General features: G+C 31.9%; 1 protein-coding gene. It reads right to left on the bottom strand.

The features are described from left to right. On the bottom strand, nt 1–458 hold a 458-nt coding region (locus tag N7548_RS08825; protein ID WP_263609107.1), incomplete at both ends, for an RNA-guided endonuclease InsQ/TnpB family protein.

Raw genomic sequence — 458 nt, 5'->3', positions numbered from 1 at the left:
CGCTTGGTTATCGCGTTAGATAGTTTATGTAAAAAGTCATCTCTTTTATGTCTGATTCGTTCATGTAATAAAGCGATCTCTAATACTTTTTTATGATAGTTATTAGAACCTTGGATTCTTCTAGATAAACTCCTTTGAAGAATACTTAGTTTGTTATAGTCTGTTTGAATATCGGTTGGGTAATCTAGTTTGAATCCTTGATGATCTACATAAAAATGATTCATCGAGAAATCTAGACCAATCGATGTTTTGATTTCTTGTCTCTTAATCTCTTTCTGGTATTCATATAGTATCGATACATAATACTTACCGGTACTACTTTTAGATACCGTAACGTTCTTCAAAGTCATATCAATAGGTATGGCTCTGTGTTGTTTGATTTTCACTTCACCGAGTTTAGGTAGTTTGATATAACCCTTTAATAGAACGATGTTATTGTTAACAAGGTTGGTTGTATA

Source organism: Paracholeplasma manati (genome assembly GCF_025742995.1).
Lineage (GTDB): Bacteria > Bacillota_I > Bacilli_A > Acholeplasmatales > UBA5453 > Paracholeplasma > Paracholeplasma manati.
The sequence above is the reverse complement of the archived record's forward strand: the minus strand, read 5'-3'. Positions and strand labels throughout refer to the sequence as shown.